Source organism: Halobacterium sp. R2-5, assembly GCF_011734195.1.
Taxonomy (GTDB): Archaea; Halobacteriota; Halobacteria; order Halobacteriales; family Halobacteriaceae; genus Halobacterium.
This window is the reverse complement of record NZ_JAANTH010000001.1, coordinates 795,172-820,134: the sequence shown is the minus strand read 5'-3', so window position 1 is coordinate 820,134 and position 24,963 is coordinate 795,172. Positions and strand designations below refer to the sequence as shown.

Below are 24,963 nucleotides of genomic sequence, written 5' to 3'. Positions count from 1 at the left end.
CAGGAGACTGTCATGGACGTATGCACAGTTCTGCCGCTCTCAGGGCGAGAATCCGCCGTTTCGGCCGGCCCAACGCCTTCAGAAGGCTTTTTGCGGGCGGCACGGCTACCCACAGTCACATGCACGACGACCTGAACTGGGCCATCGGCGGCGAAGCCGGCGATGGAATCGCGTCCACCGGGAAAATCTTCGCGCAGGCGCTGTCCCGCGCGGGTCGCCACGTCTTCACGTCGAAGGACTTCGCGTCCCGTATCCGCGGCGGCTACACCGCCTACAAGGTGCGAACGTCCGTCGACGAGGTGCAGAGCGTCGTCGACCGACTCGACGTTCTCATCGCACTCACCGAACGAACCGTCGACGAGAACATCGACGAGCTCCACGACGAGTCCGTCATCATCTACGACGGCGACCGCACCGAGTTCTCGGACTTCGAGGCGCCCGACGACACCGTCGGCCTCGACGTCCCGCTGAAGTCGCTGGCCGAGGACGCCGGCGGCGCCATCATGCGCAACATCGTCGCGCTCGGCGCCGTCTGCGCGGTCACCGAGTTCCCCATCGAGAACCTCGACGAGTCCCTGGAGAAGCGCTTCGGCGACAAGGGCGAGAGCATCGTCGAGAACAACAAGGAGGCCGCCCGGCTCGGCTTCGAGTACGTCGAAGACGAGTACGACGACGTCTCCACGCCCTACGAGCTGGAGACCACGGACAGCGACTACGTCCTGCTGAACGGCGACGAGGCCATCGGCATGGGCGCCATCGCCGGCGGCTGCCGGTTCTACTCCGGCTACCCCATCACGCCCGCGACCGACGTGATGGAGTACCTCACCGGCCGCATCGAGCAGTTCGGCGGCCACGTCGTCCAGGCCGAGGACGAGCTCGCGGCCATCAACATGGCGCTCGGCGCCGCCCGCGCCGGCGCTCGCGCGATGACCGCGACCTCCGGCCCCGGCATCGACCTGATGAGCGAGACGTTCGGCCTCGTCGCCACCAGCGAGACGCCGCTGGTCATCACGAACGTCATGCGCTCGGGCCCCTCCACGGGGATGCCGACCAAGCAGGAGCAGGGCGACCTCAACATGATGCTGTACGGCGGCCACGGCGAAGTGCCGCGGTTCGTCCTCGCTCCCACGTCCGTCGCGGAGTGCTTCCACAAGACCGTCGAGGCGTTCAACCTCGCCGAGAAGTACCAGGTCCCGGTGTACCTCACGGCCGACCTCTCCCTGGCGGTCACCGAACGCACCTACGAGCCCGAGGAGTTCGACATGGACGAGGTCGAAATCGACCGCGGGAAGCTCGTCGACGAGGACGACATCTCCGCGTGGCAGAACGAGAAAGACCAGTTCAAGCCCCACGCCGCCACCGCCGACGGCATCAGCCCGCGTGCGGTCCCCGGCACCGAGGGCGGCGTCCACATGTCCACCGGTCTCGAGCACGACGAGCTCGGGCGCCGCACCGAGGACACCGAGGTCCGTGTCGAACAGGTCGACAAGCGCAACCGGAAAGTCGAGACCGCCGAGGAACGCGAGGACTTCGACTACCGCGAGTTCGGCGACGGCGACGCCGACAACCTCGTCATCTCCTGGGGGTCGAACGAAGGGACCATCGTCGAAGCGCTCGGCTACCTCGACGACGTGGACGTCCGCGTCCTCTCCGTCCCCTACATCTTCCCGCGGCCCGACCTCACCGCGGACGTCCAGTCCGCCGAGAACGTGGTCGTCGTCGAAGCGAACGCCACCGGCCAGTTCGCCGACGTCGTCGAACACGACACGCTCGAACGCGTCGAACGCATCAACAAGTACGACGGCGTCGACTTCAAGGCCGACGAACTCGCCGACGAAATCAAGCAGACCCTGGAGGCCTAACCAATGAGCTCAGAGAACGTCCGATTCACCGACTTCAAGTCCGACAAACAGCCGACGTGGTGTCCGGGATGCGGCGACTTCGGCACCATGAACGGCATGATGAAAGCGCTCGCCGAGACCGGCAACAGCCCCGACGAGACGTTCGTCGTCGCGGGCATCGGCTGCTCCGGCAAGATCGGGACGTACATGCGGTCGTACGCCCTCCACGGCGTCCACGGCCGCGCGCTCCCGGTCGGCACCGGCGCGAAGCTCGCCAACCCCGACCTCGAAGTGATGGTCGCGGGCGGCGACGGCGACGGCTACTCCATCGGCGTGGGCCACTTCATCCACGCCGTTCGCCGGAACGTCGACATCACGTACGTCGTCATGGACAACCGCATCTACGGCCTCACCAAGGGCCAGGCCTCGCCGACCAGCCGGCCCGACTTCGAGACCTCCACCACTCCGGAGGGCCCGAAGCAGCCGCCGGTCAACCCGCTCGCGCTCGCGATGTCCGCCGGCGGGTCGTTCATCGCCCAGAGCTTCTCCTCTGACGCGATGCGCCACACCGAGATCGTCCAGGAGGCCATCGAACACGACGGTTTCAGCCTCGTCAACACGTTCAGCCCGTGTGTCACGTTCAACGACGTCGACACCTACGACTACTTCCGCGACAGCCTCGTCGACCTCTCCGAGGAAGACGACTACGACCGCCACGACTACGACCAGGCCAAGGACGCCATCCTCGACGCCGACAAGGAGTACATGGGCGTCCTCTACCAGGACGAGAACTCCACGCCGTACCACGAAGCCCACGGCGTCACCGAGAACATGGCCGAGATTCCCGACGGCGCCCCCGACGGCGCGACGGACCTCGTTCGAGAGTTCTACTAGTCCCGTTTTGCTGCGCTCACTCGGGCGCTGACGCGCCCTCGCTCTCTGCTCACGGCCAACTGGACCGTTGGTCCCGCTCGGCTGGCAAAAAGCTACGCTAACAAGCGCCGTCGGGCCACCGTCAGAGCTTCGCTCTGACGGGCTCTCGTTCGCTGCGCTCACGAGAACCCACGACCGGGGAAATCGGTGTGCGCGAGAGCGATGCTTCGGTCGTCGTCAGTACGGCGGGCGCTGTGCGCGGACGATGTCTGCGACGTGCTGTTGTTCGTCGCCGAGCAGTTCGGTGATGTCGTCGAACGTGATGATGCCGGCGAGGTCGCCGTCCTCGACGACCGGGACGCGGCGCACGCCGTGCTCGCTCATCAGGTCGGCGACCTCGTAGAAGCCCGCGTGCGTGTCGACAGTCGCGAGGTCACCGGACATGACGTCCTCGGCGACGAGGTCGTCTGGGTCGTCGCCGCTGGCGAGCACGCGCACAGTGAGGTCGCGGTCTGTGACGATACCGACGGGTTCGTCGCCGTCCGTGACGACGATGCTACCGACGCCTTCGTCGGCCATCGTCGAGGCTAACTCCGCAACTGGGGTGTCCGTGTCCGCAGTGACGACGTCACTGCGGGCGAGGTCGTCTACTGGCATGGTGCGATTCGACCTACAGTACGAGAACAGTTAGTTCGTTATCACGATTCCCGGCCGACGAGAAGAAACGGCGACAGTAGGCGCCTCGGGGCCGTAGTTCGTCCACGCGCGGCCGCGGCGACGCCGCTTCCCGTTCCACGCCGCGCACTGCAGTCGCCGGCGGCACCCGTCCGCCGGGTATTCCGCCCTTTCGCGGGCGTCAGGAACGTTCCCGCGTGTTTTTTACCTGCGACGCGAATTACGTCGAGTAACAGTGAGCACGGACGCCGACGCGGCCGTTCGAGACGGTCGGCCGACGACGGGTAGCCGACGCCCGCAGCGGCGCGTCCGCGCGACCACCGCGGCCCGACGGCCGCACCCCGACACCGACCCTCTACGCCATGTCTGAGCACTACGACGTCGTCGTCGCCGGCGCCGGCCCGGCAGGAGCACAGTGCGCGCGAGACCTCGCCCAGCGGGACTACGACGTTCTCGTCCTGGAGGCCGAGCCCGAGGACGGGTTCCCGCGCCAGTCGAACAAGTCAACGGCGGGCACGTTCGCGTCGATGACCGGCGCGTTCGGGATTCCCGACGACGTCGTCATGCAGTACACCGACGACGTCGTCCTCGAATCCCCGAACGAACACTTCGTGCAGACCCAGCCGGGCGCCGTCCTGGAGTTCGCGGACTTCAAGCAGTGGCTCGTCGCGGAGGGCCGCGAGCACGGCGTCGAGTACCGCTTCGGGTCGCGCGTGAACAACCCCGTGATGGAGGACGGCGAGATCGTCGGCGTGCAGTACGCCGGCGACGAGGAGGTCTACGGCGACATCGTCGTGGACGCGACGGGGCCGGCGGCGCCGCTCGCGAAGAAACTCGACGTCTGCGACCTCCAGCGGAAACACCAGGCGGTCGGCATCGAGTGGGAGATGGAGGGCGTCGACGTCGACCACCCGGACTTCGCAGACCTGCGGAACGCGATGATGCTGCGCCTCGACCACGACCTCGCGCCCGGCGGCTACTCGTGGATCTTCCACACGGGCGGGGACACCGCGAAAGTCGGGCTCTGTTACATCCAGAACGAGCGCTACCAGCAGTTCGGCGACGACTCGATGAGCATCGACGACCACCTCGAACACTGGCTGGAGACCGACCCGCGATTCGCGGACGCCGAGCGCATCGCGGACAAACAGCAGCACCGCGGCTCCGCGCACATCCAGATGCCGGACGGCTTCAGCACGGACAACTTCATGGCCATCGGCGACACCGTCCCGACCATCGACCCGCTGTGGGGGGAGGGCATCCACAAGGGCATGGAGTCCGCGCGCGCGGCCGCCATCACTGCCGACCGCTGCCTGATGGGAACGGAGACGGACACGTCCGCCGCGTCGATGTCGACGTACGACGACCTCTGGCGGAACCGCGTCGCACCCGACATGCGTCGCCGGCTCGCGATGACCCAACTGCTCTACCTCGCGCCGAACGAGCGCTACGACCGCCTCATGAGCGACCTCAACGCGATGGACGTGGACACGCTCAGCGAGGCCAACCAGGGCGGCCTGCGCGGGGTCTCGGAGCTCATTCACTTCGACGACCTGCCGCTGCTCGCGCGCTTCGCGAAACAGCGCCTCACGGAGTAACGCGCTCGCCGCTGCCCAAAGTCCTAACCACGCGGGAGGCGTCCGTTCGACCATGTCCCAGAACGAGCAGCGACGCGCACCGCTCGCGAACGAGATGCCGATGCTCGGCCTCGGCACGTGGCAGAACGACGACGCCGACCAGTGCGCCGAGAGCGTCCGCACCGCACTCGAAGCGGGCTACCGCCACATCGACACCGCGCAGGCGTACGGGAACGAGGAGGCCGTCGGGCGCGGCATCGCGGAAGCTGACGTCCCCCGCGAGGACGTCTTCCTCGCGACGAAGGTCTGGATCGACAACCTCGCGCACGACGACGTGCTTTCGACGACCGAGGAGAGCCTGGAGAAGCTCGGCGTCGACTCCGTGGACCTCCTGTACGTCCACTGGCCGGCCCGCGAGTACGACGCTGAGGAGACGCTGTCGGCGTTCCAGCAGCTCCGCGCGGACGGCCTCGTCGACCGCATCGGCGTGAGCAACTTCGAGCCGCGGCACCTCGACGAAGCCCGCGACGTGCTCGGCGAGGACCCGTTCGCGAACCAGGTGGAGCTCCACCCGCTGCTCCCCCAGGAGGAGCTCCGCGAGTACGCGGCGGGACGGGACCTCGAACTCGTCGCGTACTCGCCGCTCGCGCGCGGCGACGTCTTCGAGCAGCCCGAGATCCAGGACGTCGCCGAGAAGCACGGCGTCAGCGAGGCACAGGTCAGCCTCGCGTGGGTCCGCGAGAAGGGCGTCACCGCCATCCCGAAGGCCACCGGCGAGGACCACATCACGGACAACTTCGCGAGCCTCGACGTCGACCTCGACGACGAGGACGTCGAGCAGATCGACGGCATCGACGGCCGTGACCGGCAGGTCGACCCCGGCTTCGCGCCCTGGAACTGAGCTGACCGAGTACTGGGCTAACCGGCTGTTCTTTGGTGAAAACGAGGAGCCACAGCAGCAAGCATCGGCGCGCTTCGCGCGCCGTTCACCGCGCGAGTGAGCGACGCGAACGAGCGCGGCTTTTTTAGCGTAGATTTTTTGGCCGAGTGGTTCGCCTCCGGCGAACCCGAGGCGAAAAAAGGTACGTTTTACATGTACCCGAGGTCGCGCAGGCGCTCCATGAGGTCTTCTTTGTCCTGGGCGCGGCCGGCGCGCTCGGTCGTGTTCTCTAAGTCCTGGAGCCACGCGGGCTCTTCGGCGGCCTTGTCCGTGGAGACCTCACTCCCCAGCGAGCGGAAGCCCTTGAAGTACTTGGGGGAGACCGGGATGTCCTCGTGCGTGAGGCCGTTCGGGAGGTCGTCGTAGTCCTGCGGGACGTAGCCGTCGTCCGGGAACTCCTCGACGGTCTCGGGGACGACGTAGAACCAGAAGGCGTCCCAGACGGCGGCCTCGTCGAACTGGAGGATCGGCTGGATGCGGTCGTGGGGCGGGTAGACGTCGGGGTCGTGGCGCGGGCTGAAGAACGTCTCGTCGGCGCGGGCCTCCTGTTCGTCCCAGCGGATGCCCGAGAGGATGCCGTCGACGTCGTGCTCTTCGAGGGCGTTGTTGAGCGCGACGGTCTTCAGGAGGTGGTTGCCGACGTAGGTGTCCAGCAGGAACGGGAACGAGTCCTCCTCGTACTCGAGGAGGTCGTGGACGTGGTGCTGGTTCTGTTCGTTGAGCGCGTCGATGGGGATGTCGTCGCCGGGTTCGAGGTCGTGTTCGTCGACGTAGTCGCCGACGTCCTCGTTGCGGGCGTAGACGACGTCGAGGTCCCACTCCTCGGCCCAGTGGTCGACGAAGTCGTGGAGCTCGTCGAAGTGCTGGAAGTGGTCGATGAAGATGGTCGGCGGGACTTCGAGGTCGAACCGCTCGGCGACCTCCTTCACGAAGTACAGCGTGAGCGTGGAGTCCTTCCCGCCGGTCCACATGATGGCGGGGTTCTCGTACTCTTCGAGGCCCTTCCGAGTGACCTCGATGGCCTTCTCGAGCTTGTCTTCGAGCGTCGGATAGTCCGCGGGGGACTCGCCTTCGCCGTCCGTGTAGTCGACGTCGAGATAGTCGGGGAAGTCCTCACCCATGACTCCACAGTCTACGTTCTGACGTATAGGCTTGTGGTTCGGAAGGTGCGTTGTCAGGGCTCAATGACGCCGGCAGTACTTACTTCAGGGTGTGACGTGTGCTCACGGACCAGGGGTCGGCGCGGCCTTCTGGAGGGCGGTCTCGGCGATGTTGCCGCCGTAGTCCGCACTCCGAGAGAGGGAGTCGACGACGAGGCCGAGGTGCTGGGCGTGCTGGGCGTCGAGGTCGTGCAGGAGGTCGTCGATGGCGCGGGTCTGTTCGTCGATGGCGCGGACGTCCGCGCGCGCTTCGTTTGCGAGCCGCGTGGCTTCCTCGGGGTCGTCGGTGAACAGCGCCTCCATCGCGGTGGCGATGATGTCGGTGGCGTCGGCTTCGAGGTCGCCGAGCGCGTCCGCGACCTCCGGTGGGACGTCGCCGTCGAGCTCGCGGGTGACGCGGGCGATTTTCGTGGCGTGGTCGGCGACGCGTTCGAGCTGGCGGGCGCTGGAGTGGTAGTCGAAGGCGACCTCGCGTTCGACGCCGATCTCCTGGGCGACCTTCGGGGAGCGCAGCGCGCCGCGGAAGATGCGAGAGACGACGTACCAGAGGCGGTCGACGTCGTCGTCGCGCCCCATGACGTCCTCGGCGACGTCGAGGTCGCGGTTCGCGAGCGCCTCGACGGCGTCGCCGAGCATCGACGTGGCGATGAGGTGCATGCGGCGGACGGCGTTGTGAATCGAGAGCTCCGAGGAGTCCAGGAGGTCCTGGACGACGACGCGGTCGCTCGTCTCCTCGAGGACTTCGAGACCGACGAGACTCTGGGTGGCGTTCCGGATGACGCGGCGCTGCTCGGAGGTGATACGGTCGGCTTCGAGCGCGAGCACGTCGAAGCCGCTGACGTACATCGTCATCACCGCGCGCATGAGCTCGTCGCCCTCCATGCCGGTGATGTCGAGAGACCCCTTCTCGGTGTCAGTGGAGGTCACGGGGGTCAGCAGCAGCGACCCGCTGTCGGGGTGGAAGCCGACTTCGTCGCCGGCGTCGACGTCGTGGTCGCGCGCCCAGTCCTTGGGAATCGAGACGGTGAACGTCGAACCGCCGGTGACCTGGACCTTCCTGCGTTCCATGTCCGAATCTATCGCCGCCTCCAACATAAATTCTCCTACTAATATATAGTTTCCACGAGAGAGCTATTCTCCGGCAGTAATATCGGCTTTTCGTCCGAAAGGGCGCTATATATGGGCGTCCGGGGGGTCACAGGATACTGTCGAAACCCCCCTGTGAACGTCTACATAGGTAGGTCTATATAGTTAACATAGTAGGGTATTTATTTACATCTCCCTCAGTCACAGGTGATGACTCGTAACGAGTCGGCTGTCAGTACGCGACGCAAATTCTTGACTGGTGTCGGCGCTGCCGGGGCTGCAGCGCTCGCTGGCTGTCAGAGTACCGGCGACGACGGCGGTTCGGACGACGGCCTCTCCGGCACGATCGACATCGCGGGGAGCTCTACCGTGTTCCCCCTCGCGACGGCGATGTCGGAGGAGTTCCTCGCCGAACACGGCGGCGTGGACTTCAACATGCAGTCGACTGGCTCCGGGGGCGGGTTCGCGAACCACTTCTGCCCGGGGAACACGGACTTCAACAACGCCTCCCGGCCCATCCGAGAACAGGAAGAACAGCAGTGCGCCGACAACGACGTCGAGCCCGTCGAGCTCACCGTCGCGACGGACGCACTCACCGTCATCGTCAACAACGACCTCGGCATCGACAGCATCACCGTCGACGAGCTCGCGACCATCTGGTCGGCCGAGGAGCAGCCCGAGCAGTGGAGCGACGTCAACTCCGACTGGCCGGACGAGCCCCTCGAACTGTACGGCCCGTCCGACGCCTCCGGCACCTACGACTACTTCATCGAGTCGGTCCTCCACAGCGGCGACGAGGAGGTGGGCCACCGCCAGGACTACTCCGGGACCGAGCAGGACCGGACCATCATCCAGGGCGTCGAGGGCTCTCAGTACGCGATGGGGTACATGGGGTACGCGTACTACTCCACGAACAAGGACCGCGTGAAGGCGCTCGCTATCGACGACGGCGACGGCGAACCGGTCGAACCCAGCCTCGAAACGGCCCGAAGCGGCGAGTACACGCCCCTCGCCCGCCCGCTGTTCACGTACCCGGCGAAGTCGTCGCTGTCCGAGGAGCACATCGCGGAGTTCGCGCGCTTCTGGCTGGAGAACTCGACCAGCGAGGAAATCGTCGCCGAGGACGTCGGCTACGTCCCGCTCAGCGAGGAGGACCAGCAGGAGCAACTCGACAAACTCGAATCGGCGATCGAGGACGCCCAGAACTGACGCCAGAACGGCCGAACAAAGAGCTTATAGGTTCTCCATGACCCGAACAACACAATGAGCGGCGATAGCCTGGAGGACGACCTCACCAGTCGGACCCAGAACGCGCCACCCGAGTTACTGTCGCGGACGTTCTTCTTCGTGTGTGCCGCGCTCTCGATTGCGACGACTATCGGACTCATCCTCCTCCTGACCACCGAAGCGGCGAAGTTCTTCACGTTCTCCGCGCCGCTGGTCGGCGTCGAGGGCGATACGGCGACCGTCGTCGAGTTCCTGACCGGTACCAACTGGCAGCCGACGAGCGGACAGTTCGGCGTGCTCGCGCTCGTGTCCGCGACCCTGATGGTGATGATCGGCTCGTCGGTGATCGCGCTCCCGCTCGGCGTCGGCACGGCCATCTACCTCAGCGAGTACGCCAGCCCGCGCGTGCGGTCGATACTCAAGCCCGGCCTGGAGATTCTCGCAGGCATCCCGACGGTCGTCTACGGGTTCTTCGCCATCATCTACATCACGCCGATGCTCCAGCCGTTCGTCCCCGGACTCGGGACGTTCAACATGCTGTCGGCGTGTATCGTGGTCGGCATCATGATCATCCCGATGGTCGCGTCCATCAGCGAGGACGCGATGTCCGCCGTCCCGGAGGAGCTCCGGCAGGCCGGCTACGGGATGGGCGCGACGAAGTTCGAGGTGTCGACCGGCGTCGTCGTCCCGTCCGCGCTCTCGGGCATCTTCTCGTCGTTCATCCTCGCGCTGTCGCGAGCTATCGGTGAGACGATGGCGGTCACCATCGCGTCCGGGTCGACCGCGCAGTTCCTCAACCCGTTCAACCCCGCGACGTACACCGAGCGCGCGCTCCCGATGACCGCCGCGATGGTCAAACTCGTCGGCGGTGACGTCACCGGTGGCGGCCTCGCGTACCGGAGCGTGTTCGCCATCGGCATCACGCTCTTCGTCATCACGCTAGCCATGAACGTCATCAGCGACTACGTCGCTCAGCGCTACCGGGAGGAGTACTGAGATGGCAACGAACACGGAATCCGGAAACTTCGGACAGATCAGCCGGACCGCGGGCACGGTGTTCCGCTACCTGCTGCTGGCGGCGACGCTGTTCGGTCTCGTCTTCGTCACGATTCTGCTCGTCTACGTCGCCAACGACGCGATTCAACCGCTGACCGCCGACCCCGGCTGGCACCTCACGTTCTTCCTGACGCTGGTCGTCCCGACGCTCGCGGCGGGCGCGTACGCCTACCGTGAGAGCGTCGACGCGCTCCGCTCGGGCGTGTTCTCGATCGGGCTCGTCGTCGTCGCGCTGATGTTCAGCGGCGGCGCGTCGATGATATTCGTCGACATCGTCGAGCCGTTGACGTGGCTGGCGTTCCTCGTCGCGCTCGCGGTGCCGACCGCGATCACCGCCGCGGTGGTCAGCTACGACCACCGAATCCCGTTCACAGCACAGTTCGTCGTCACCGTGGCCGCGTTCTACCTCTCGCTGTTCGGCGTCCCGGGGCCGCTCGGGTCGCTGGCCGGTGTCGGCGCGATCGTCCCGAGCCTCTTCGGCCTCGTCGCCGGCGTCCCCGTGGCACCCGCGCCGTGGCTCATGATGGCGGGGACGCTCGGGCTCCCCGCAGCGCTCGTCGGCAGCCGGTACGTCGCCGCGGACCGCGACCGCCGCACCCACGTGCTCGCCGCCGCGGGGCTGTTCGCGGTCGTCGTCGCCGGCGGGGCTGTCGCACCGTTCGCGGGCGTCGACCCCGTTCCCGGTGTCGTCGTCGCGACTGTCGGTCTCCTCCCGCCGCTCGCGTACGCGGCCGGCATCGCCGCGAACCGGCCCGTCGAGCGCGTCGGCCTGCTCGTGCCCGCGGCCGTCGTCGTCGGCTCGCTCGTCGGCGCCGCCGCCGTCGACGCCGTCGGCTTCGCCGGCCCGCAGTCGTGGGTCGACTGGGCGTTCCTCACGGGCGCACACAGCAGTACCGCCGAGAACGCGGGCTTCTACCCCGCAATCGGCGGTTCCATCCTCCTGATGGTGACCGTCGCCGCGCTCGCGTTCCCCGTGGGCATCGGCGCCGCCGTCTACCTCGAGGAGTACGCCCCCGACAACCGGTTCACCCGCGTCATCGACGTGAACATCTCGAACCTCGCGGGCGTGCCGTCGGTCGTCTACGGCCTCCTCGGCCTCGGCCTGTTCGTCACGTACCTGAACCAGCCCGCGGGGACGGTCCTGCTCGGCGGCGCGACGCTCGGCCTGCTCATCCTGCCCATCGTCATCATCTCCGCGCGGGAGGCCATCCGCGCGGTGCCCGAGGACGCCCGCGCGGCGTCCTACGGGATGGGCGCGACGAAGTGGCAGACCGTCAAGAACGTCGTGTTGCCCCAGTCGTTCTCGGGCATCCTCACCGGGACGATTCTCGCGCTCGGCCGCGCCATCGGCGAGACCGCGCCGCTCATCATGATCGGCGCGCCGAACGTCAAGTACTCGCTGCCGGGCGGCCTCGGAGAGGCGGCCAGCGCGATGCCCCTGCAGGTGTACGCGTGGTCGAGCCTCTACGCCAGCGAGGCATTCTACCAGCGAGCCGTCCCGGCGGGCGTCGTGGTGCTCGTCGCCATCCTGCTGGCGATGAACTCCATCGCTATCGTGCTGCGGAACAAGTACCAGTCCACGGAGTAATACAATGAGCGACAACACATCAGAGTTCAGCGCCGACGCGGACGGCGGAGAGACCGCCGACCCGACGGCCGACGACATGGTCATCGAGACCGACGTCGCGAGCGCGACGTCCGGCAGCGAGTCGACGACCACCCCCGACCCCATCATCCGGTCGCGGGACCTCGACGTCTTCTACGGCGAGGAACAGGCCCTCGACAGCATCGACATCGACATCCCGGAGAACCGCGTGACGGCCATCATCGGCCCGTCCGGCTGCGGGAAGTCGACGTTCCTGCGCTGCATCAACCGCATGAACGACCGCATCCCCTCGGCTCGCGTCGAGGGCGAACTGACGCTGCGCGGGAAGAACGTCTACGACCCGGACGTCGACCCGGTGGCGCTGCGCCGCCGCGTCGGTATGGTGTTCCAGGAGCCGAACCCGTTCCCGAAGAGCATCTACGACAACGTCGCGTACGGCCTCGAGATCCAGGACATCGAGGGCGACCACGACGAGATCGTCGAGCAGTCCCTGAAGCGGGCGGCGCTCTGGGACGAGGTCAGCCACCAGCTCGACAGCTCCGGGCTGGAGCTCTCCGGCGGCCAGCAGCAGCGCCTCTGCATCGCGCGCGCCATCGCGCCCGACCCCGAGGTACTGCTGATGGACGAGCCCGCGTCAGCCCTCGACCCGGTCGCGACCAGCCAGGTCGAGGACCTCATCGAGGAGCTCGCCGAGGACTACACCGTCGTCATCGTCACGCACAACATGCAGCAGGCCGCGCGCATCTCCGACAAGACCGCCGTCTTCCTCACCGGTGGCGAGCTCGTGGAGTTCGGGGACACCGACCAGATCTTCGAGAACCCCGAACACCAGCGCGTCGAAGATTACATTACGGGCAAGTTCGGGTAACAACCATGGCACGAGACAGCTACCAGGAGAAACTCGAGGCGCTCCGCAGCGACGTCCTCTACATGAGCGAGCTGGTCGTCGACCGCCTCCGGCTGGCGCTCGAGTCCATGGAGCAGAAAGACGAGGAGACCGCGTGGGAGGTCATCGAGGGCGACGACGAGGTCAACCAGCTCTACCTCGAGCTCGAGAAGGACTGCATCGACCTGCTCGCGCTCCAGCAGCCGGTCGCCGGCGACCTCCGGCTCATCGCGTCGTCGTTCAAGATCACGACCGACCTCGAGCGCATCGGCGACCTCGCGACGAACCTCGCGGAGTACACGCTCGACGCGGACCGCGACATGTTCCCCGAGGTCGACATCCAGGCTATCGGCACCACGACCATCGAGATGGTCGAGGACGCGATGGACGCGTACGCCGAGGAGGACGTCGACGCCTGCTACGAGATCGCCGAGCGCGACGACGACCTCGACGAGCGCTGCCGGCAGGCCTCCGAGACCGTGATGCGGGACCTCATCGAGACCGAGGTCGACACGGAGTCCAGCGAGGCGGACGTCGAGGCGCTGATGGGCGACGTCTCCCGGATGCTGCTGACGGTGCGGGACCTAGAGCGCGTCGGCGACCACGCGGTGAACGTCGCCGCGCGCACCCTCTACATGGTCGAGAAGGACGACGAGCTCATCTACTGACGCGGCGACCCAACGCTTTTGCGAGTGCTCGGGCTACAGCGACGCATGGACGCCCGCCCCGAGTTCGACGCGTACGTCGGCAGCGACGGCGTCACCGTCGACACGCGGGACGTGGAACTGCTGCGCGCCATCGACAGCGAGGGGTCGCTGAGCAGCGCCGCGGCGTCGCTGGACCGCTCGTACGCGCACGCCCAGCGCCGCGTCGTCGAGCTCGAGGACGCGTTCGGCTCGCTCGTCGAGCGCCAGCGCGGCGGCGCGGACGGCGGCGGTAGCGAGCTCACCGACACCGCCGTCGACCTGCTCGCGACCTTCGAGCGCGTGCGGACGAGCTTCGAGGGTATCACCGAAGTCGCGGAGACGGTGCTCGCGGGCACCGTCGTCGAGCGCGACGGCGAGCTCGCGACCGTCGACACCGCGGCGGGCCGCGTGCGCGCGCTCGTCCCCGAGGGCGACGGCGACGTCCAGTTGACGCTGCGCGCGGACGCCGTCACCCTCACCGACCCCGATGACACGCCGCTCCCGGACAGCACGAGCGCCCGAAACCGCTTCTCGGGCACCGTCAGTAGCGTCGAGACCGGGGAGCGCGTCGCCCGGGTCGCCGTCGACGTCGGGGCCGACGACCCGGTGCTCGCGCTCGTCACCGAGCGCAGCCGCGCGAAGCTCGACCTCGAAGCCGGCCGCGAGGTCGTCGTCTCCTTCAAGGCCACCGCGACGCGCGGCGTCCCCGTCTGAACGGCGGCGCCGCTGCGCGTCGAGCGTCGCAAAAACGAGTGGGTTCGAGCCGCTCAGAACGGGGACTGGATACCGTCGTCGGCGCCCGCGTCGTCGTCGACCGGCTCGGCGTTCTCTGCGTGCAGCTCGTCCGCGAGCTCGCCGCGCTCCTCCAGTTCCGCGAGGATGTCGCTGCCGCCGACGAACTCGCCGTCAACGAACGTCTGCGGGATGGTCTCCCAGCCGCTGCGCTCTTCGAGCGCGACGCGGAACTCGTCGAGGCTCTGGAGCGCGTCCACGGTGTGGACGTCCGGCCGATACTGGGAGATGAGGTTGACCGCGCGCTTCGAGAAGCCGCACTGGGGCATCCGCGCGTCCCCCTTCATGAAGAGGACGACCTCGTTGTTCTCGATCGCCTGCTCGACGATGTCGTCGACTGCGTCCTGCTCCATCGAGGAGTCCATCGGGTCGAAGGCCATACCCGGTCTAAGGTGAGGACAGAGAAAGACCTTGGGACGCGTGGCCGAGCGAAGCGAGGCCACGCTATGGCGAACGCGGAGCACAGCGATGCGTGAGCCGCGTGGTCGAACGCAGTGAGACCACGGACTGCGCGAGCGGGGAGGGACGACCCGCGAGCCGCGTGGCGCGCCACGGGACGAGCGCACGCGGAGCGTCGCGAGCCGTGAGTAGCGCGTGACCGCGTGGTTCGCGAGGCGTTATTCGTCGTTGCCGACGCGGATGACCTGGAAGAGCGATTCGAGAGGGACGTCGTCGACGTCCGAGATTCCCTGCTTGTCGACGAGGACGCCGCAGGCGACGGGCGTGCCGCCGGCCTCGCGGATGGCGTCGACGGTCTCGTTGATGGTGGTGCCGGAGGTGACGGTGTCGTCGACGACGAAGCACTCCCGTCCCTCGACGCCCGCGAAGTTCCGGCTGAAGCTCCCGCCGAGCTCGTCGATGTCGCCTTCCTCCCACTGGTGTTTGCGGGGCGTGTACGTCGCGAGGTCGGTCTTCAGGTCGTTCGAGACGGCGGTCGCGAGCGGCACGCCGGCCTTCTCGACGCCGACGATGAGGTCGACGTCGTGGCTGTGCTCGCGGAGCGCGTCCGCCAGCGCCATCCCGACGGCGTTGAGGCGCGCGCCCGCCTCGCCGACGTTGCTCCAGTCGACGTGGACGTCCTGGGGGCCGCCGCTGGGTTCGGACTCGACGGGGGCGGCGGTGCCGGCGCGCTCGACGAGCCAGCTCGCCGTCTCCCGGGAGACGTTCAGTTCGTCCGCGATTTCGCCGCGCGACAGCCCGCGGTTCGCGAGCTCCGAGGCGCTGTCGATGAGGTCGTCGACGTTCTTCATCTGTCCGCGAATTGCACCGCCGTCTTGATGGTCGTTTCGTCGTCGGCGAACGCCCGCTCGAACTCGTCAAGGTCGTAGACACCCGTGACGAGGTCGTCGAACGCCCACTCGGGGAGCGCCTGCAGGGCGTCGACGGCGGCCTCGAAGTGGCCGACGCCGGAGTTGACGCTGCCGACCAGGGCCTTGTTCTCCAGGACGAGCTCGCGGTGGATTCGCCCGCCGGCGACCTCGAAGTCCCAGTCCTCGGGGACGCCGAGCAGCGCGCCGACGCCGTTGGGCGCGAGCGCCTCGACGGTCTCGAAGGCGTGTTTCGGGTAGCCGGTCGCCTCGTAGACGAAGTCCACGGGCTCGTGGACGTCGGGGATCTCGGGGACGGGCGTCTCCCGGGAGTCGACGTACGTCGCGCCGACTTTCTCGATGAACTCGATGGTGGGGTCGGGGCGGTCGCGGCGACCCAGACAGTACGTGCGCTCGAAGTCGCCGCGGGCGTCGAGCATCGCGAGCGTGAGCAGGCCGAGCGAGCCGTTCCCGAGCACGAGCGCCGACTCGGGCCGCCAGTCGAACGCCGAGCGCGAAGCGAACGCGTGCTCGAAGGCCTTCTCGGAGACGCTGGCGGGCTCGACGAGGAAGCCGACGTCCGCGAGCGCGTCGGGGACCGGGACGAGGAACTCCGCGGGGCTGGTGAAGTACTCGGCCATGAAGCCGTGCGCGCCGTCGATGCCGCGCTCGTGGTACTTCCCGCCGGGTGCCATGTCGGGCTCCCCGCGCTCGAAGTACTCGTTGGAGCCGTTGGGGCGGCGGCGGACCGTCGGCGCGACGACGTCGCCCGTCTCCAAGTCGGTGCCGTTCGGGTCCTCGACGACGCCGACGGCCTCGTGGCCGAGCACGAGGTGGTCCTCGCCGTCGGGGAAGCCGCCGTGGTCGCCTTCGATGACTTCGTGGTCGGTGCCGTCGACGCCGACCCGGAGTGTACGCACGAGCGCTTCTCCCGGTCCGGGTTCGGGCTGCGGCAGGTCGACGACGCGCGGCGTCCGGTCGTCGCGAGTGACGGCGATTGCGTCCATGCGAGTACGTCTCGGCCACACGGGCAAAATATTTATTGTCGACCGAGTAATTCCTCTCCGCGTACGGCCGGCGTCCGTATCGCCGCGTGTCCACGGCCGGCCGCCACCTACACCTAAGCCCGTGCCGCGTCTCGTGCCGGTATGGAGCGGTACGACAGACTGTACACGCTGTACGACGAGTTCGACGCGGAGAGCCTCCGCGCGTACCAGGACCTCGTCGATCTCTTCCCGCCCGTCGACTCGCGGGTGGCCCTGGAGTACTGGGAGTCAGCCAGCGACGAGCTCGCCCAGCGGAAAGGCGACGTCCGCGGGGCGTTCGAGCACGGCGACACGTACGCCGAGCTAGCTGCTCGGGCGTCCCGCGAGCAGGCGTTCGCGGCGCTGGACCTCCAGGCGAAGTACGACCGCGGCGTCAACGTGCTCGTCCTCGACGTCGACGAGACGCTGCGCTCCGCGGGCCACACGGACAACGAGATCCCCCGCGAGACGCTGCACCTGCTGACGGAGTTCCACGAGCAGGGGATTCCGATCGTCATCTGTACGGGCCAGACCCTGGAGAACGTCAAGGGGTTCCTGATTCAGGGGCTCGGCAACGCGCTCGTCCACTCCGGGGACGTCTCCATCGTCTACGAGGCGGGCACGGGCGTGTTCACGCCCGGCCACGGCCCCGACACGAAACAGCTGCTCTACGACGGCCTCGACGAGGACGTCCGGTCGGTGTTCGACGAGGTGCGCGCCCGCGTGCTCTCGGACGCCCCCGAGGGCATCCGGCAGGGCTGTCACCTCCAGGGCAACGAGTTCAACGTCACGCTCAAGCCGAACTTCGAGACGGGCAGCGAGCGCGCGCGCGAGCTCATCGACGACGCGCTCCGGTACGAGCTCGAACTGCTCGCGGACTGCGTCGAGGGCGCGAGCGCCGACCACGTGCGCGCGTTCTACGCCGAACGGGACCCCGAAATCGCTGGCGTGGTCGAGGACGTCCCCGAGGACGTCGACGTCCCCGAGGAGGTGCGCGCGGTCCTCGACCGCGTCGACGTGGCGTACTACGAGGCCGACGCCGCCGAAATCGCGTCCCGCGAGCTGAACAAGGTGGTGGGCGTGCAGGCGGCGCTGGACGTGCTCGACGTCGGGGACCCGTTCGCGCTCGTGATGGGCGACAGCAAGAGCGACCTGCGCGTGATGCAGTGGGTCGAGGAGGAGAACGCGGGCATCGCGGCGGCGCCGGAGCACGCGTCGCCGCGCGTACTCGAACACGCGTGGGACACCGACAACCTCGTCTTCGACGAGGGCGCCGCCGACGAGATTCTGCGGACCGCGTGGGCGCTGAACCGGCTCGCAGAACAGTAGTTAGCTCGCGAGGCTGAAGCGGACGGTGTCGCCCTCGTGGAGCCGGCTGCCGGCAGTCAGCGGCTCGCCGTCCGTGGAGTCGCGGACGACGACCGTGTCGGTGCGGAGCCGCGACCCCTCGAGCACTCCCGAGCGCACCTGCGCGCCGAACTCGTCGGCGAGCGCGTCGATGACGTCGGCGACAGTGGCGTCGTCGTCGACGCCGACGCGGGCGCGGTGGGTACCCGTTCGGGCAGCGAGCGTTCCAGTGAGCTTCACCTCGACGTCCATGTTCCGCTGTAACAACCCCTGTGACTAAAAGTTTACTCACGTCCGGAAAAGAAGCCAGGGAAACCCCGGGGCTTATGCTCGCGGCGGGCGACTCCCCGCACGTGACAGACCACGCACCAGCCCCAGGTGCGGACGACCCGCTCGACCTCCACGGGGTCGTCCCGCCGACTGTGACAGCGTTCCACGACGACGAGACGGTGGACGTCGAGCGGACCGCCGAGCACGCGCGCTTCGTCGTCGACCGCGGCGTCGACGGCGTGTTCCCGCTCGGGACGAACGGCGAGTTCCCGCTGCTCACCGGCGGCGAACGCCAGCGCGTCGTCGAAGCCGTCGTCGACGAGGTCGGCGGCGAGGTGCCCGTCATCGCGGGCGTCGGCGCGCCCAGCACCCGCCAGACCGTCGCCCACGCCGAACACGCCGAGTCGGCGGGCGTCGACGGCGTCGTCGTCGTCACGCCGTACTACTACCCGCTGGACGCGGCGGCCGCCGTCGAGCACTACGAGCGCGTCGCGGCCGCCGTCGACCTCCCGGTGTACGTCTACCACATCCCGTCGAAGACCGGCAACGAGCTCTCCCTGTCCACGCTGGAGGACCTCGCGGCCATCGACAACCTCGCGGGCCTCAAAGACTCCTCGAAGGACGTCCCGTGGCTCGGGCAGGCCATCGACGACCACCCCGAGTGGACGTTCCTCGCGGGGTCGGACTCGCTGCTCGTGCCGGGACTGGACCTCGGCTGCACCGGGATGGTGTCCGCGGTCGCGAACGCGTTCCCGGACCTCGTCGTGGACCTCTACGAGGCCTACGACGACGGCGACGTCGGCCACGCGCGCGACCTCCAGAGCACGGTCTACGACGTCCGCACCGCGCTCAAGCAGGGGCCGTACATGTCCGGCGTCAAGACCGCACTCGAACTGCGCGGGTTCGACGCCGGGCCGCTGCGGTCGCCGCTGCGCGAGATGGACGCCGAGCAGCGCGCCGACCTCGAAGCCGCGCTCGACGACCTCGGCCTCCTCGACACCATAGATTTACACCAGACCGAGTGAAATTCCGACCATGGGCATCGACTACACCGACCTCCACGACCCGAACGCGGAGTACACGATGCGGGAGCTCTCCGCCGAGACGATGGGCGCGGACGGCGCACGTCCGGCGCCCCGCGACCTCGAAATCACGGACGTACAGACGACGATGGTCGACGGGAACTTCCCGTGGACGCTCGTCCGCGTGTACACGGACGCGGGCGTCGTCGGTACCGGCGAAGCCTACTGGGGCGCCGGCGTCCCAGAGCTCATCGAGCGGATGAAGCCGTTCGTCGTCGGGGAGAACCCCCTCGACATCGACCGCCTGTTCGAGCACCTCGTCCAGAAGATGAGCGGCGAGGGATCCGTCGAGGGCGTCACCGTTACTGCTATCGCCGGCATCGAGGTCGCGCTCCACGACCTCGCCGGGAAGGTGCTGGGGGTTCCCGCCTACCAGCTGCTCGGCGGGAAGTACCGCGACGAAGTACGGGTCTACTGCGACTGCCACACCGAGGCGGAAGCCGACCCCGAGGCGTGCGCCGACGAGGCCGAGCGCGTCGTCGAGGAGCTCGGCTACGACGCGCTCAAGTTCGACCTCGACGTGCCCAGCGGGCTGGAGAAGGACCGCGCGAACCGCCACCTCCGCCCGGGCGAGATCCGCCACAAGGCCGAAATCGTCGAGCGAGTCACCGAGCGCGTGAAGGACCGCGCGGACGTCGCCTTCGACTGCCACTGGACGTTCTCCGGCGGGTCCGCGAAGCGCCTCGCCAGCGAGCTCGAGGAGTACGACGTCTGGTGGCTCGAAGACCCCGTCCCGCCAGAGAACCTCGAAGTCCAGGAGGAGGTGACGAAGTCCACGACGACCCCCATCGCGGTCGGCGAGAACCGCTACCGCGTCACCGAGGAGCGCCGGCTCGTCGAGAATCAGGCCGTCGACATCGTCGCCCCGGACCTCCCGAAAGTCGGCGGCATGCGCGAGACGCGGAAGGTCGCGGACGTCGCGAACCAGTACTACGTCCCGGTCGCGATGCACAACGTCTCCTCGCCGGTCGCGACGATGGCGAGCGCGCACGTCGGCGCCGCCATCCCGAACTCGCTGGCCGTCGAGTACCACTCCTACGAGCTCGGCTGGTGGGCCGACTTAGTCGAGGAGGACGTCATCGAGGACGGCTACATCGAGATCCCCGAGGAGCCCGGCCTCGGCGTCACGCTCGACATGGACGCCGTCGAGGAGCACATGGTCGACGGCGAGACGCTGTTCGATGGAGCGTGAGCTTCATCGAGCACGCTGAGCTTCGCTCAGCGACGTTCGACCCAGCGTGGCCGGGTCGAGCACGCGGCGCACAGCGACGCCGCGTTCGACGAAGCATGGCTTCTCGTGCAAGTGGGTCGCAGCGCGAACGAAGTGAGCGACCGTCTCGCTACGTACGACGAGGGGTGAAGCGACTCGTCGGCCCACGGTTTTCTGCGAGCGCCTACTCGGCGACGGTGACCGATTCGAGCCCGCGCTCCGTCAGCTCTTCCTCGATAGCCTCGATTCGCGGCGCGATGACGTCGGGCTCGTGGCTGTCGGTACCGACGGTCACGTCGACGCCGCGGTCGGCGAGCGTGTCGAGGAATTCGGGCGCGGGGTGGAACTCGCCGTAGTCGTCGAGCAGCCGCCCGGCGTTGATTTCGGGGACGGTGCGGGAGCGCTCGAAAGCGTCCGCGACGCGCTCGTAGTGGTCGTCGGTCGCGAAGCCGCGGAGGTGGGGGTTGCGTTCGACGAGGTCCGGGTGGGCGGCGATCGCGAACAGCTCGGAGTCGACGAGCGCGACGAGCTTCTCGAAGTACCGGTCGACGAGCGCGCGGCGCTCCTCCTCGGACTTGTCCGCGAAGTGCGCCGCGAAGTGGACGTTCACGCCGTCGAGGTCGTGGACGCTCCCGACAGCGTAGTCGAAGCCGGTGTCGTCGAGGAACTCCCGGATTTCGTCCTCGTGGTCGGGGTGGTAGTCCATCTCGACGGCGTCGAACACCCGGACGTCGGCGCGTTCGCAGACGTCCTCGATGGCCTCTCGTCGGCGCTCGTAGGTGAGGTCGAGGTTGAAGCCGAGCGCGCGCCGGTGGCGCCGGGCGTCCTCGCTGGGGAAGACGTTGCAGTGGTCGGCGATACCGACGCCGTCGAGACCGGCGCTGGCGGCCGCATCGACCATCCGCTGGAGGAACGCCCCGTCCGAGTAGTTCGAGTGGACGTGGTAGTCGTGCACGGCCGTCTCTGCGTTCGCGGGCGTCACGTACCTTCCGGATGCGTGCGCCGGCGTGACACGACGACGACTACCGCGCGGAGCCGGCCACAGTCACCGCGAGGTTCGATTTTAAGCCGACTCGGTGTATCACGTTATCGTATGGCACGGCGAGAGAGCGGTCGCGACGAGTCGGAGGCGGAACGGAGCCGCGAGTACAGCGTCGATTACCACCTCTCGGACGACAGCGAGAACATCCACAACGCGTGGGACAACTCCCTCGACCCCGTCCTCACCGTCGAACCCGGGGACGTCGTGGAGTTCGAGTGCAGGGACGCCGTCGACGGACAGGTCGGCCCGGACGCGACAGCCGCGGAGTTCGGACAGGTGAGCTTCGATCCCGTCCACCCGCTCACCGGGCCGGTGTACGTCGAGGGCGCCGAGCCCGGCGACGTCCTCGAAGTCGAACTGCTGGACTTCGAGCACAAGGGCTGGGGGTACACGGGGTTCATGCCCGGTGACATGGGCCTCGGACTGCTGCCGGACGACTTCGAGGAGCCGGGCTACCACGCGTGGGACCTCGACGACGACGTCGGCCACTTCGTGAACGACATCGAGGTGCCGCTGGACCCGTTCCCCGGGACGATAGGGAACGCGCCCGCGGAGGCCGGCGAGCACGACACGCTCCCCCCGCGGGACACCGGGGGCAACGTGGACGTGAAACACCTCACTGAGGGGTCGACGGTGTACCTCCCCGTGGAGTGCGAGGGCGCGCTGTTCTCGACGGGCGACTGCCACGCCGCGCAGGGCGACGGCGAGGTCTGCGTCACGGGCATCGAGGCGCCGATGTTCGTCACCGCGCGCTTCGACGTGCGGAAGGAGATGGACGTCGAACAGCCCGAGTTCGAGTCCGACCACCCCTACACGGCGACCGGGAAGGACGAGCCGATGTACGGCACCACGGGCATCGCCTCGGACCTGATGGAGGCGACGAAGAAGGCCGTCCGGCACATGATAGCCCACCTCCACGAGGAGCGCGACCTCACGCGCGCCGAGGCGTACATCCTCTGCTCCGCGGCCGTCGACCTCAAGGTGAGTCAGGTCGTGGACGCGCCGAACTGGACGGTCACGGCGTACCTCCCGGAGAGCATCTTCCCGTAGGCAGCCCTACTCTCCGACTGTCCTGTCCCGGACGACGAGCACGGGGTCGACGGCGCCCTCGGCGACGCGCTCGGTGTCGTCGCCGAACAGCGCGGCGAACAGCGACGCGCCGCCCGCGCCCATCACGACCACGTCGAACTCCTCGGAGCGGGCGACGACGTCCCGAATCGGGGACTCGGAGGCGGCGGTCTCGGTGGTGATCCGGTCGGCGGCGAGCCCGCGGTCCCGGAGCGTCTCCCGGACGGTCTCGACGGCCGCCGCGGCGTCGAAGCCGTCGCTGCCGGCGACCCCCCAGAGCGCGACGGTGCCGTCGCCGTCCGCGAGCAGCGTCGCGACGAGGTCGGCGAGCCGGCCGGTGTCGACGACGCCACGGATCGGCACGAGGACGTCCCGAATTTTACCCGACGGGTTCGGGAGCAGGACGGCGGTCGCGCCGACCTCCGCGGCGACGCGCTCGACGGTCTGGTCGCGGTCGTGCGTGAACGCGACCCTCGTCTCGACGTCCCGGCCCGCCGCGCGGAACGTCTCCGCGATGTCCTCGACGGCCGCCAGCGCGCGGCCCTCGAACTGCATGCTCGCCTGCTCGGTCGGCGTCTGCTCGGGGAGGACGTGGTAGCCGAGCACCACCACCTCCGAGGGCGCGAGGAACGCCGCCAGCGACTCCGAGAGCGACTCGCCCTCGAGCACTTCGACGGGCACGAGCACGCGCGGCGGCTCGCGCACGTCCAGCGGTTCGGGCGTCGAGTCGGCGGCGGGTTCGTCGTCCGTCATCAGAGGACCCCCTTGAGTCGCACGTCGCTGGCGTAGTACTTGTACCACCCGGCGGCCGCGACCATGATGGCGAGGCCGATTATCTGGGAGGCGCGCTGCATGAACCCGATGAGCGCGAAGCTCGCGACCGCGCCGACGCCCGCGACGAGCCAGTACGCGGGCACGCGGAAGTCGGGGTCGTACCACTCGGGTTCGTCCCGGCGCATCGCGACGAGCGCGACGCACATCAGCCCGTACATCACGAGGTGGAGAAACGACGCGACCTCCGCGAGCACCTCGACCTCGCCGAGCGCGACGAGCACGAGCACCGGCCCGCCGGCCATCGCGAGCGCGACGTGCGGCGTGCCGTACGTGAGGTTCAGCCGGCTCGCGTACTGGGGGACGAGCGCGTCCTTACTGATTGCGAACACCGCCCGCGACGTCGAGAGAATCGAGGCGTTCGCGCTGGAGACGGTCGCCAGCAGGCCGGCCACGAGGATGGCGAGCGCGCCCGCGTTCCCGAAGTACGCCCGCGCCACTTCCACGATGGCGGTCTCGCCGAAGCGCGACAGCGCCTCGCTGCCGAACGCGCTCGTCGCCACGAAGATGGTGGAGACGTAGAGGACGCCGACGATGACGACCGACCCGACCATCGCGAGCGGGAGACTCCGCCCGGGGTCCTTGATGTCGCCCGCGACGGTGGCGACCTGCGCGAACCCGAGGTAGGAGGTGAACACGAGCGCGGCCGTCGTGAACATCGGCATCACGCCGCGCGGGAAGAACGTCTCGGGCGTGCTCGCGTTCCCGAACACGCCGACCGCGTCAAGACCGCCGTAGCCGAGGAACGCGACGAGAATCGTCAACAGCACGCCGACGACGTAGTTCTGGAGCTTCGCGGCGTTCTCCGTCCCGAAGAGGTTGAGCACGGTGAGCGCCACGCCGAACACGAGCGCGAGCGGCACGACGACCGGAACACCGCCGACCGGGACGCCCGCCTCGGCGAGCAGCGCGGCGGCGTAGTTCCCGAAGCCGACGAGGTAGAACGCGGTCGCGAACACCAGCCCGAGCCAGATGCTGATGCCGACGACGGCGCCAGGGAGCGCGCCCAGTGCGCGCGAGATGAAGTAGTAGCCGCCGCCGGACTTCGGCATCGCCGTCGCCAGCTCGGACGCCGGCAGCGCGACCAGCAGCGCGACGACGGCGCCGATGGCGAACGACCCCGCCGCGGCGGGACCGGCCCGACCCGCCGCGAGTCCGGGGAACACGAAGATGCCCGCGCCGATCATCGTGCCGACGCCGATGGCCACGCCGCCCTTCAGGCCGATAGAGCGCTCCAGCTCCGAGCCTTCCTCGGTGACGGTAGTCTCGCCGTCCGTCGTCGGGGGTGCGACCTGTACGGGCGCCTCGCCCGACTCGTTCGTCCCCCCGGATCCGGGGGGCTGCGACGTTCCCATGCGGGAGACTCCAGCGGCAGC

24 protein-coding genes are annotated in these 24,963 nt (G+C 68.3%); 14 read left to right on the top strand and 10 right to left on the bottom strand.

Going from position 1 to position 24,963, the window contains the following annotated elements:
* The first annotated feature begins 119 nt into the window (after positions 1-119).
* Both G9C83_RS04360 and G9C83_RS04355 read left to right on the top strand, forming a co-directional pair.
* The gene (locus G9C83_RS04360; protein WP_167244886.1) at positions 120-1,862 is read left to right on the top strand and encodes a 2-oxoacid:acceptor oxidoreductase subunit alpha; all 1,743 of its coding nucleotides are present in this window, start codon (positions 120-122) and stop codon (positions 1,860-1,862) included.
* A gap of 3 nt (positions 1,863-1,865) precedes the next feature.
* The gene (locus G9C83_RS04355) at positions 1,866-2,735 is read left to right on the top strand and encodes a 2-oxoacid:ferredoxin oxidoreductase subunit beta (RefSeq protein WP_167244885.1); all 870 of its coding nucleotides are present in this window, start codon (positions 1,866-1,868) and stop codon (positions 2,733-2,735) included.
* A 216-nt stretch (positions 2,736-2,951) separates the two neighbouring features.
* Here the strand turns inward: G9C83_RS04355 and G9C83_RS04350 are convergent, their stop codons facing one another.
* Entirely contained in the window at positions 2,952-3,371 is a 420-nt protein-coding gene (locus tag G9C83_RS04350; RefSeq protein ID WP_167244884.1) for a CBS domain-containing protein, read from the bottom strand.
* Between the two features lie 380 nt (positions 3,372-3,751).
* On the opposite strand from G9C83_RS04350, the gene G9C83_RS04345 reads away from it, so the two are divergent.
* Together G9C83_RS04345 and G9C83_RS04340 are read left to right on the top strand one after the other, a co-directional pair.
* Entirely contained in the window at positions 3,752-4,987 is a 1,236-nt protein-coding gene (locus G9C83_RS04345) for a digeranylgeranylglycerophospholipid reductase (protein WP_167244883.1), read from the top strand.
* Positions 4,988-5,039: 52 nt separating this feature from the next.
* Complete coding sequence (locus tag G9C83_RS04340) at positions 5,040-5,867, top strand: aldo/keto reductase (RefSeq protein WP_167244882.1); 828 nt, start codon at positions 5,040-5,042, stop codon at positions 5,865-5,867.
* Between the two features lie 188 nt (positions 5,868-6,055).
* Here G9C83_RS04340 and G9C83_RS04335 read toward each other — a convergent pair whose 3' ends face one another.
* Positions 6,056-7,027, bottom strand: coding sequence for a phosphoadenosine phosphosulfate reductase family protein (locus G9C83_RS04335; protein ID WP_167244881.1), 972 nt, complete (start codon positions 7,025-7,027; stop codon positions 6,056-6,058).
* Positions 7,028-7,129: 102 nt separating this feature from the next.
* Complete coding sequence (locus tag G9C83_RS04330) at positions 7,130-8,134, bottom strand: phosphate uptake regulator PhoU (RefSeq protein WP_167244880.1); 1,005 nt, start codon at positions 8,132-8,134, stop codon at positions 7,130-7,132.
* A 228-nt stretch (positions 8,135-8,362) separates the two neighbouring features.
* Between G9C83_RS04330 and G9C83_RS04325 the strand changes: the two genes are divergently transcribed.
* From G9C83_RS04325 to G9C83_RS04300, 6 genes are read left to right on the top strand one after another with little or no spacing between them, the layout of a single operon-like run.
* Positions 8,363-9,361 (top strand): PstS family phosphate ABC transporter substrate-binding protein, encoded by a 999-nt coding sequence (locus G9C83_RS04325; RefSeq protein ID WP_167244879.1) that lies wholly within the window; start codon positions 8,363-8,365, stop codon positions 9,359-9,361.
* A 54-nt stretch (positions 9,362-9,415) separates the two neighbouring features.
* Complete coding sequence (gene pstC / locus G9C83_RS04320) at positions 9,416-10,375, top strand: phosphate ABC transporter permease subunit PstC (protein WP_167244878.1); 960 nt, start codon at positions 9,416-9,418, stop codon at positions 10,373-10,375.
* Position 10,376: 1 nt separating this feature from the next.
* On the top strand, positions 10,377-12,023 hold the full coding sequence (gene pstA, locus G9C83_RS04315; RefSeq protein WP_167244877.1) for a phosphate ABC transporter permease PstA: 1,647 nt from the start codon (positions 10,377-10,379) through the stop codon (positions 12,021-12,023).
* A 4-nt stretch (positions 12,024-12,027) separates the two neighbouring features.
* On the top strand, positions 12,028-12,909 hold the full coding sequence (gene pstB / locus G9C83_RS04310) for a phosphate ABC transporter ATP-binding protein PstB (RefSeq protein ID WP_167244876.1): 882 nt from the start codon (positions 12,028-12,030) through the stop codon (positions 12,907-12,909).
* Positions 12,910-12,914: 5 nt separating this feature from the next.
* Complete coding sequence (phoU, locus tag G9C83_RS04305) at positions 12,915-13,595, top strand: phosphate signaling complex protein PhoU (RefSeq protein WP_167244875.1); 681 nt, start codon at positions 12,915-12,917, stop codon at positions 13,593-13,595.
* A 45-nt stretch (positions 13,596-13,640) separates the two neighbouring features.
* Entirely contained in the window at positions 13,641-14,327 is a 687-nt protein-coding gene (locus G9C83_RS04300) for a TOBE domain-containing protein (protein ID WP_167244874.1), read from the top strand.
* 53 nt (positions 14,328-14,380) lie between these two features.
* On the opposite strand, the gene G9C83_RS04295 is transcribed toward G9C83_RS04300, so the two are convergent.
* The 3 genes from G9C83_RS04295 to G9C83_RS04285 form a co-directional block, all read right to left on the bottom strand.
* Positions 14,381-14,785, bottom strand: coding sequence for a glutaredoxin family protein (locus G9C83_RS04295; RefSeq protein ID WP_167244873.1), 405 nt, complete (start codon positions 14,783-14,785; stop codon positions 14,381-14,383).
* Positions 14,786-15,022: 237 nt separating this feature from the next.
* On the bottom strand, positions 15,023-15,655 hold the full coding sequence (gene gfcR, locus G9C83_RS04290; protein WP_167244872.1) for a transcriptional regulator GfcR: 633 nt from the start codon (positions 15,653-15,655) through the stop codon (positions 15,023-15,025).
* Positions 15,652-16,719, bottom strand: coding sequence for a glucose 1-dehydrogenase (locus tag G9C83_RS04285; RefSeq protein WP_167244871.1), 1,068 nt, complete (start codon positions 16,717-16,719; stop codon positions 15,652-15,654). Before G9C83_RS04285 ends, gfcR begins: the two co-directional genes overlap by 4 nt.
* A 141-nt stretch (positions 16,720-16,860) precedes the next feature.
* On the opposite strand from G9C83_RS04285, the gene G9C83_RS04280 reads away from it, so the two are divergent.
* A complete protein-coding gene (locus G9C83_RS04280; RefSeq protein WP_167244870.1) occupies positions 16,861-18,066 on the top strand; it encodes an HAD hydrolase family protein in 1,206 nt (401 codons plus the stop codon).
* On the opposite strand, the gene G9C83_RS04275 is transcribed toward G9C83_RS04280, so the two are convergent.
* The gene (locus G9C83_RS04275) at positions 18,067-18,336 is read right to left on the bottom strand and encodes a MoaD/ThiS family protein (protein ID WP_167244869.1); all 270 of its coding nucleotides are present in this window, start codon (positions 18,334-18,336) and stop codon (positions 18,067-18,069) included.
* 101 nt (positions 18,337-18,437) lie between these two features.
* On the opposite strand from G9C83_RS04275, the gene G9C83_RS04270 reads away from it, so the two are divergent.
* Together G9C83_RS04270 and G9C83_RS04265 are read left to right on the top strand one after the other, a co-directional pair.
* A complete protein-coding gene (locus G9C83_RS04270; RefSeq protein WP_347877772.1) occupies positions 18,438-19,379 on the top strand; it encodes a dihydrodipicolinate synthase family protein in 942 nt (313 codons plus the stop codon).
* A 10-nt stretch (positions 19,380-19,389) separates the two neighbouring features.
* Positions 19,390-20,628 (top strand): mandelate racemase/muconate lactonizing enzyme family protein, encoded by a 1,239-nt coding sequence (locus G9C83_RS04265; protein ID WP_167244867.1) that lies wholly within the window; start codon positions 19,390-19,392, stop codon positions 20,626-20,628.
* Between the two features lie 202 nt (positions 20,629-20,830).
* Here G9C83_RS04265 and G9C83_RS04260 read toward each other — a convergent pair whose 3' ends face one another.
* The gene (locus G9C83_RS04260) at positions 20,831-21,601 is read right to left on the bottom strand and encodes a PHP domain-containing protein (protein WP_167244866.1); all 771 of its coding nucleotides are present in this window, start codon (positions 21,599-21,601) and stop codon (positions 20,831-20,833) included.
* Positions 21,602-21,739: 138 nt separating this feature from the next.
* Between G9C83_RS04260 and G9C83_RS04255 the strand changes: the two genes are divergently transcribed.
* Entirely contained in the window at positions 21,740-22,738 is a 999-nt protein-coding gene (locus tag G9C83_RS04255; protein WP_167244865.1) for an acetamidase/formamidase family protein, read from the top strand.
* A 6-nt stretch (positions 22,739-22,744) separates the two neighbouring features.
* On the opposite strand, the gene G9C83_RS04250 is transcribed toward G9C83_RS04255, so the two are convergent.
* Together G9C83_RS04250 and G9C83_RS04245 are read right to left on the bottom strand one after the other, a co-directional pair.
* Complete coding sequence (locus G9C83_RS04250) at positions 22,745-23,509, bottom strand: universal stress protein (RefSeq protein WP_167244864.1); 765 nt, start codon at positions 23,507-23,509, stop codon at positions 22,745-22,747.
* Entirely contained in the window at positions 23,509-24,942 is a 1,434-nt protein-coding gene (locus tag G9C83_RS04245) for an APC family permease (protein WP_167244863.1), read from the bottom strand. The genes G9C83_RS04250 and G9C83_RS04245 overlap by 1 nt, the downstream gene beginning before the upstream one ends.
* Positions 24,943-24,963: the final 21 nt, after the last annotated feature.

What these genes read in the sequence shown, in the direction of transcription:
- G9C83_RS04360 (WP_167244886.1), top strand. Translation starts at nt 120, where the DNA reads ATGCACGACGACCTGAACTGGGCCATCGGCGGCGAAGCCGGCGATGGA.
- G9C83_RS04355 (WP_167244885.1), top strand. Translation starts at nt 1,866, where the DNA reads ATGAGCTCAGAGAACGTCCGATTCACCGACTTCAAGTCCGACAAACAG.
- G9C83_RS04350 (WP_167244884.1), bottom strand. Translation starts at nt 3,371, where the DNA reads ATGCCAGTAGACGACCTCGCCCGCAGTGACGTCGTCACTGCGGACACG.
- G9C83_RS04345 (WP_167244883.1), top strand. Translation starts at nt 3,752, where the DNA reads ATGTCTGAGCACTACGACGTCGTCGTCGCCGGCGCCGGCCCGGCAGGA.
- G9C83_RS04340 (WP_167244882.1), top strand. Translation starts at nt 5,040, where the DNA reads ATGTCCCAGAACGAGCAGCGACGCGCACCGCTCGCGAACGAGATGCCG.
- G9C83_RS04335 (WP_167244881.1), bottom strand. Translation starts at nt 7,027, where the DNA reads ATGGGTGAGGACTTCCCCGACTATCTCGACGTCGACTACACGGACGGC.
- G9C83_RS04330 (WP_167244880.1), bottom strand. Translation starts at nt 8,134, where the DNA reads ATGGAACGCAGGAAGGTCCAGGTCACCGGCGGTTCGACGTTCACCGTC.
- G9C83_RS04325 (WP_167244879.1), top strand. Translation starts at nt 8,363, where the DNA reads ATGACTCGTAACGAGTCGGCTGTCAGTACGCGACGCAAATTCTTGACT.
- pstC (WP_167244878.1), top strand. Translation starts at nt 9,416, where the DNA reads ATGAGCGGCGATAGCCTGGAGGACGACCTCACCAGTCGGACCCAGAAC.
- pstA (WP_167244877.1), top strand. Translation starts at nt 10,377, where the DNA reads ATGGCAACGAACACGGAATCCGGAAACTTCGGACAGATCAGCCGGACC.
- pstB (WP_167244876.1), top strand. Translation starts at nt 12,028, where the DNA reads ATGAGCGACAACACATCAGAGTTCAGCGCCGACGCGGACGGCGGAGAG.
- phoU (WP_167244875.1), top strand. Translation starts at nt 12,915, where the DNA reads ATGGCACGAGACAGCTACCAGGAGAAACTCGAGGCGCTCCGCAGCGAC.
- G9C83_RS04300 (WP_167244874.1), top strand. Translation starts at nt 13,641, where the DNA reads ATGGACGCCCGCCCCGAGTTCGACGCGTACGTCGGCAGCGACGGCGTC.
- G9C83_RS04295 (WP_167244873.1), bottom strand. Translation starts at nt 14,785, where the DNA reads ATGGCCTTCGACCCGATGGACTCCTCGATGGAGCAGGACGCAGTCGAC.
- gfcR (WP_167244872.1), bottom strand. Translation starts at nt 15,655, where the DNA reads ATGAAGAACGTCGACGACCTCATCGACAGCGCCTCGGAGCTCGCGAAC.
- G9C83_RS04285 (WP_167244871.1), bottom strand. Translation starts at nt 16,719, where the DNA reads ATGGACGCAATCGCCGTCACTCGCGACGACCGGACGCCGCGCGTCGTC.
- G9C83_RS04280 (WP_167244870.1), top strand. Translation starts at nt 16,861, where the DNA reads ATGGAGCGGTACGACAGACTGTACACGCTGTACGACGAGTTCGACGCG.
- G9C83_RS04275 (WP_167244869.1), bottom strand. Translation starts at nt 18,336, where the DNA reads ATGGACGTCGAGGTGAAGCTCACTGGAACGCTCGCTGCCCGAACGGGT.
- G9C83_RS04265 (WP_167244867.1), top strand. Translation starts at nt 19,390, where the DNA reads ATGGGCATCGACTACACCGACCTCCACGACCCGAACGCGGAGTACACG.
- G9C83_RS04255 (WP_167244865.1), top strand. Translation starts at nt 21,740, where the DNA reads ATGGCACGGCGAGAGAGCGGTCGCGACGAGTCGGAGGCGGAACGGAGC.
- G9C83_RS04250 (WP_167244864.1), bottom strand. Translation starts at nt 23,509, where the DNA reads ATGACGGACGACGAACCCGCCGCCGACTCGACGCCCGAACCGCTGGAC.
- G9C83_RS04245 (WP_167244863.1), bottom strand. Translation starts at nt 24,942, where the DNA reads ATGGGAACGTCGCAGCCCCCCGGATCCGGGGGGACGAACGAGTCGGGC.